General features: G+C 64.1%; 5 protein-coding genes. 3 read left to right on the top strand and 2 right to left on the bottom strand.

Going from position 1 to position 5,932, the window contains the following annotated elements; genetic code table 11:
• The 3 genes from H7007_RS05195 to H7007_RS05185 form a co-directional block, all read left to right on the top strand.
• The coding region (locus H7007_RS05195) for a heterodisulfide reductase-related iron-sulfur binding cluster (protein ID WP_287153627.1) at nt 1-329 on the top strand (329 nt) is incomplete at its 5' end.
• 128 nt (nt 330-457) lie between these two features.
• Nucleotides 458-2,071: an FAD-binding oxidoreductase gene (locus tag H7007_RS05190; protein WP_287153625.1), complete on the top strand. Its 1,614-nt coding sequence runs from the start codon at nt 458-460 to the stop codon at nt 2,069-2,071.
• 13 nt (nt 2,072-2,084) lie between these two features.
• Complete coding sequence (locus tag H7007_RS05185) at nt 2,085-3,590, top strand: phytoene desaturase family protein (RefSeq protein ID WP_287153623.1); 1,506 nt, start codon at nt 2,085-2,087, stop codon at nt 3,588-3,590.
• Between the two features lie 11 nt (nt 3,591-3,601).
• Here H7007_RS05185 and H7007_RS05180 read toward each other — a convergent pair whose 3' ends face one another.
• On the bottom strand, nt 3,602-4,498 hold the full coding sequence (locus H7007_RS05180) for a hypothetical protein (protein WP_287153622.1): 897 nt from the start codon (nt 4,496-4,498) through the stop codon (nt 3,602-3,604).
• Nucleotides 4,499-5,111: 613 nt separating this feature from the next.
• Nucleotides 5,112-5,932: class I adenylate-forming enzyme family protein (locus H7007_RS05175; protein ID WP_287153621.1), on the bottom strand; the 821-nt coding region annotated here is incomplete at its 5' end.

Genomic DNA, 5,932 nt, shown 5'->3' with positions numbered 1-5,932 from the left:
AGTGGAAGCTGAAAGGGGTATACCATGACCCCTGTTTTTTGGGCCGCTGGTGCGAGATATACGACGCGCCGCGCCGGTTGCTCTCCGCCGTCCCCGGCCTGGAGCTCTTGGAGTTCGAGCGCAACCTGGAGAACTCCTGGTGCTGCGGGACGGGGGGAGGCGTGAAAGCCGGCCGCCCGGAGCTCTCCGCTTGGACGGCGGACGAGAGGCTGGAGGAAGCGCGCGCCGTGGGCGCCGAGGCGGTGATCACCGCCTGCCCCCATTGCACGGCGCAGTTCGAGGAGCGGGGAGGCCTGCCGGTTTATGACATCTACCAGGTCTTGGCCTAAGGAGCCGCGATGCACCGAGTGGACCTGGGATGCTCCTCCAGGCTTTTCCAAGAAAGTCCGGAGGTTGGCGAAGGCTGAAATACCCATGAGGGTATCACGATTCAAGACCTGACCCCCAGGAGGAAGACATGAAAGGGAAGGATCTGCGGAAGGACCTCAAAGAGAGGAAGATCATAAAGGTGCCGGTGAAGCACGAGATAGACGGCACTCACAACCGGCCGGAGAACCTGGAGAAGGCCTACCGGGAGCTCCAGGAGGCACTGGGCGAGGAGTGGGTCTCCAACGATATCAACATCACCGTGGCCTATGCCCGGGACCAGTCGGTGGTGCCCATGAACCACCCGCACATCGTGGCCCTCCCGGGTTCCACAGAGGACGTGGTGGCCGTGATGAAGATCGCCAACCGCTACCTCATAGACGTTACACCCTACGGGACGGGGCTAAACACCCTGGGCATGACCATCCCGCCCTACGGGGGCATCCTCTGCGACCTCAGGCGCATGGACCGCATCCTGGAGATCGACGAGGAGAACATGTACTGCACCATCGGCCCCGGGGTGACCTTCGCCCAGCTTCAGACGGAGACCCTCAAGAGAGGCCTGCGCCTCATCAACCCCTCAACCTCCGCCAACGCCTCGGTGGTCTCCAACATCATGATGGGCAACATCTCCACCCTGGCCAACAAGTACGGGGTGGGACTGGACCACATCATCGGCTACAAGATAGTGCTCCCGGAGGGGAGGGTCATGGTCTGCGGCCCGCAGGCTTATGGGGCGGACAACGCCCACCTGCCCGGCCCGGGGCCAGACGTGAGGGCCTTCATCCGGGGCTCGCTGGGGACCATGGGCATCATCACCGAGATGACCATCCGCCTCTATCCCGAGCCCAGGCACCTGAAGCTCACCGTTCCGGTGAGCGACACGGAGAAGTGGGAGCACATCGCTCCCGCTCTGAAGGCCATCAGCCAGCGAAACATCGTGGTGGAGAACGCCTACTTCCAGAACACCTACATGGGCATCTTCCTGGCCGAGACCAACGCGGAGTCGGCCAAGCTCATCCCCATGTTCCCACGCCACTACGTGGTCCCGGTGACCGGCGGATATTCCCAGGAGGAGACGGAGATAAAGTGCCGGGTATGCGAGGAGGACATCCTGGCCGTGGCGCCGGAGTTCGAGTTCATGGACTGGGAGGTGGTGGAGGACATCTCAGAGGGCCGCATCCTGGGTGTGGATAAATTTACCAAATTCTTCCGGGAGTCGGTGCGCGTGCAGCGGGTAAAGGGTTCCTTCTTCGTGGGCTTCGGGCTGGACCATCTGGAGTACCTCCCGGAGATCAATAGGGAGATGATGCGGGCCATGACCTCCCAGGTGGGCACGGACGACAACGTCATCTCCGCCGACCTCATCGCCACTTACTTCCAACCCTACGACATGGGGAGGCTGGGTTTCATCGAGTTCGACATCTTCATCGACCAGTCCAACCCGGAGGACAGCCTGCGCACCATCAGCGGCACCCTGGCGGCCATGGCCGCCTCCTTCCGCAAGGGATCCGGCGTCTGTTTCGGCATCTGGCCCCTGTTGGAGGGGGCGGGACCCCTGCATGACCTAATAGGCCTCATCTTCCCCCAGGCTGGGACCTACGTGGACACCTATCGGACCATGAAGATGATCTACGATCCCAACAACGTCTGCCTGCGGCGCTTCGAGTACGACACCCTGCGCATGAAGAAGGCCGCGCTCTGAGCCGGAGGAGGTAGTGGAGATGGCTGATTACGACGTCATAGTCATCGGGGCGGGGTGCGGCGGGATCTCCGCCGGCGCCCTCCTGGCCAAGCAAGGGCGCAAGGTCCTGGTCCTGGAGCAGTCGGACAGGGTGGGGGGTTGCTGCTCCACCTTCGAACGCGACGGTTATCATTTCGACGTGGGGGCCTCCATCGTGGAGGTGATCCACCCCATTCGCAAGGCCTTCGAGCTCCTCGGGACCACCTTCGAGGAGGAGGTGGACCTGGTCCTATGCGACCCCATCTACAGCTACATCTTCGAGGACGGCTCGCGCATCAATTACCCCCTCTCCCTGGAGGGTACGGCGGAGGTGATCTCCCGCATCTCCCCTGAGGACGGCAAGCAGTGGTTCCGCCTGGCGGACTACTTCGCGGACATGATGCGCCAGACCATAGAGACCTTCTTCACCAACCCCTGCAACGGGTTCCTGGATATGGTTAAGATGGGCACGCGTAACCCTCGGATGCTCAAGTTCCTGCCCCTCTTCTTCCGCAGCTACCAGGACGTCATCCTGAAATATTTCAAGAACGACATTGTGCAGCAGACCATGTCCTTCCAGTCCTTCTACTGCGGCCTGCCCCCGGAGCTGGCCCCCGGGTTCATAGCCCTCATACCCTACTCGGAGCATGAGGGCATCTGGTATCCCAGGGGCGGGATGATCCAGATCCCACAGGCGTTTCGGCGACTGGGTGAAAGGCTGGGCATGGAGGTGCGCCTGAACACACGGGTGGACAAGGTGCTGGTTCGCAAGCGCCGCGCCGAGGGGGTGCGACTGGCCGATGGTACGGAGATCACATCCGACCTGGTGGTCTCCAACGTCAACGCTAAGAAGCTTTATCTGGAGATGATCGGGGAGGAGCACCTGCCCTGGCTGGCCCGCTACGGCATCAAGAGCTACGAGGTCTCCATGTCCTGCGTCATGCTCTATGTAGGGGTGGACTACAGGCCTCCCTTGGAGGCCCACCACAGCCTGACCATCGGGCCCCTGCAGATGATGAACGACTTCTGGTGGAACGAGTTCCGCAAGGGGAAGATCCCCGAGCGGGTACACGGCTTGATCTGCTGGCCCACGGAATCCGATCCCTCCCTGGCCCCGGAGGGTCACCACGTGCTTAACATCATGGGCATGGGCCCCTACAAGCTGGAGGGGACGGACTGGGACCGGGAAAAGCAGCGGGTTGCGGAGCGCATGATACACGGCCTCTCCGAGAGGGCCATCCCTGGATTGGAGGACCACGTCACCGTCCTGGAGGTGTCCACGCCCCTGGACTTCGAGCGGCGGCTGCTCTCACCGGGAGGGGCCATCTACGGGCTGCAGATGGACCTCCCGGCCCAGGCCGTTTTCCGCCCCGCGGCCAGGTCCAAGAGCATCAGGGGCCTCTACCTTACCGGGGCCTCCACCCATCCCGGCGGAGGTGTACCCTCCACGGTGGCCTCAGGCCTCATCGCCTCCAAACTCATCGAGAAGTACGAGGGGTGAGCGCGAGGCTTTCACCTTACTTCCACGGTGGAGGAGATGCGGCGCACGCAGGTTTCGATATAGGAGGGGTCCTGAACACTGATGCGCACGGCCTTCTCCGGGCAGGCCATGGCGCACCGCCCGCAGCCCTTGCACTCCACGCCGATGACAGCTACCTTGCGGGATCTTCTTCGGGAGTCCAGGCGCGTGCTCGGAGCAACCTCATGGTACGTACCCTTGGCTCCGGTCTCGTAGCCGGAAGTCCGGACTCCCGGGGTACTTTCCGGGCGCGCGTCGGGCGCCTCCGGGCCCGCCGGGGAAGGCGCATCAGCGGCGGGCTCCCTCTCCACCAGCCTGACTTGGCGGAAGACGCAGGCCTCCACGCACTTGCCGCAACCCCGGCACCTCTCCTCGTCCACCTCCACCACCAGGCCCTCCATCCTCACCAGTAGGTCGCGCGCCTCGCGGGAGGCCAGGGGGATGGCGGTGGAGATGCAGCAGCACGGGCAGCAGTGGCAGATGGTCATCAGGCGGTGGTGGTCCCTGACCCCCAGCATGATGGCGTCTCCTCTGAACTTCCCCAGGCAGGAGACCAGCCCCATCTCCGTGGCCCTGTGGAGGTGTTCGATGGCCTCCTCCATACTCACGTGCCGGCCCACCTCGGGGTCCACGTCGCGGGCCGCCGGCCCCAGGAAGGTGCAGCCGAAGTAGGGGTCGAAGTCCCGGCAGCCGTTCTCGCTGCGGCAGGGGCAGCGGCGCAGGATGACGTGGTGGGAGGCCTCGCGGATGAAGTGCTCGATGACCGAGAGGGGCGCCGCGGTCCCGGCGGGCAGTTCCAGTTCCTGGTGGATGGGTACGTAGGTCAGGTTGGTGTTGCGGTAGTCGATGACCGGCCTCCCCAGCTGGCGGATTAACGGCCAGTTGGTCATGCGGAAGGCCAGGTCCTTATAACGGTAGAGCTTGAGGATGCGGTCGAAGCTCTTCCTGCTCCTTCACCGGGAAGCGGCCATGACTCCTCCTTTCCGGAAAACGTGGAATGCCGTTCCACGACCCTCCCAGGCGCTTCGAGCGGCGGAGAACGACAGCCATCACCCTGAAGGGATATTAGCACGAGGGGTTTTCCGGCTCAATGTCCGTGGCATCCTGCGCCACCCGGCGCCTCCGGTTCGCGGGTTGCGGGCTCTTGAGGACCAGAGGGAGCGAATCCGGGTGGATTTAAGGATCGTTTCCAAACAGCACCTCCCCGGGGGAAGATCAAGGCGACCGCGCCGGCGGACCTTTTTCCGACCCGGCGTTGCGGCCGCCAGCAAGAGGGGGTGGAGGAGGGATGATCCCGATGAACGAAGGCGAAACCGCCTCGCACCGGTGTCCCTTCAGGACGGCCGTCCTCACGGTGGGCGAGAATGGCACCACGAGGGAGCGGGAGGGCCTTTCCCGGAGTCTTCAGGCCTCACGGCCTGCGGCTTCGCAGGCGAGGTGCCTTTGGAGCGCCAGCGGCGGGATACGCCTCCATCCCGGCGAAGAAGCCCCCTTGGCGCCGTATCAGTGCGGGCTCCCGGGATGGAACCAGCCTTTTCTCCAGGCGCGCAGGGAGGCTTCCAGGTCGTTCCACCACCCCGGGGCGACCGCGGGTCCCCGGATGGCCGTCACTCTCCGCCCGCCCGTAGCGCTTTCCTCCTCTCTCCTTACCCGGTGAGGCGGGAGGGGCAGGAAAGGCGTGCGGAGCAGGTTCTCCCGCAGCGCAAGGGACAACCTGAAGGTCGCCAGGGGCGCGGTCTCGTCCAGGGAATCGAATTCCAGGATAAGCGTCCTCCGGCCATGCGGGGAGAGTCCTGGAGCGGAGGGCCTTAATTTACTGATGGTAATATCACCCAGTTTCCCGGTACAGATGAGCAGGCGCACCGCCGGGAACGGCATCGCGCCGCGGTCTTCGACCAATCGCGCCGTTTGCGACGGGTCGGTGACGACGACGCGCGGCTCGCCCGTCGGCCCTTCTTGAAAGAGGAAAGGCCCTTCACTGCGCGGGAAATGGAGGCACAGGCCGGCGCCGAGGGCCAGGACGGCGGAAGCCAGCCAGGACGCGCCGTCCGGAGGGTGAAGGAAGAGACAGCGCCTTTCCTCTCCGAAGGGGAGGAGTAAACACAGAGCACGGGCGGGGTGGAGAAGGGCCCGGCTGGTGGACATAACCAGGAGAGGCCTGCCTTGCACTCCCGCTCTCGGTGAGAGCATGACCACACTGCTGGGCTTCAAGGTATAGGGGATGAAGAAGCCGGAGGATTCCGCGCAGGCCTCCTCCAGCGAAACCTCATCCGGTTCCGTGTCCTCTCGATCGACGGGCATGAGCCGGAAGCCTTCACGCCTCC

It is taken from the genome of Candidatus Solincola tengchongensis (assembly GCF_015711935.1).
Lineage (GTDB): Bacteria > Actinomycetota > Geothermincolia > Geothermincolales > RBG-13-55-18 > Solincola_A > Solincola_A tengchongensis.
This window is presented reverse-complemented; position numbering and strand designations above follow the sequence as displayed.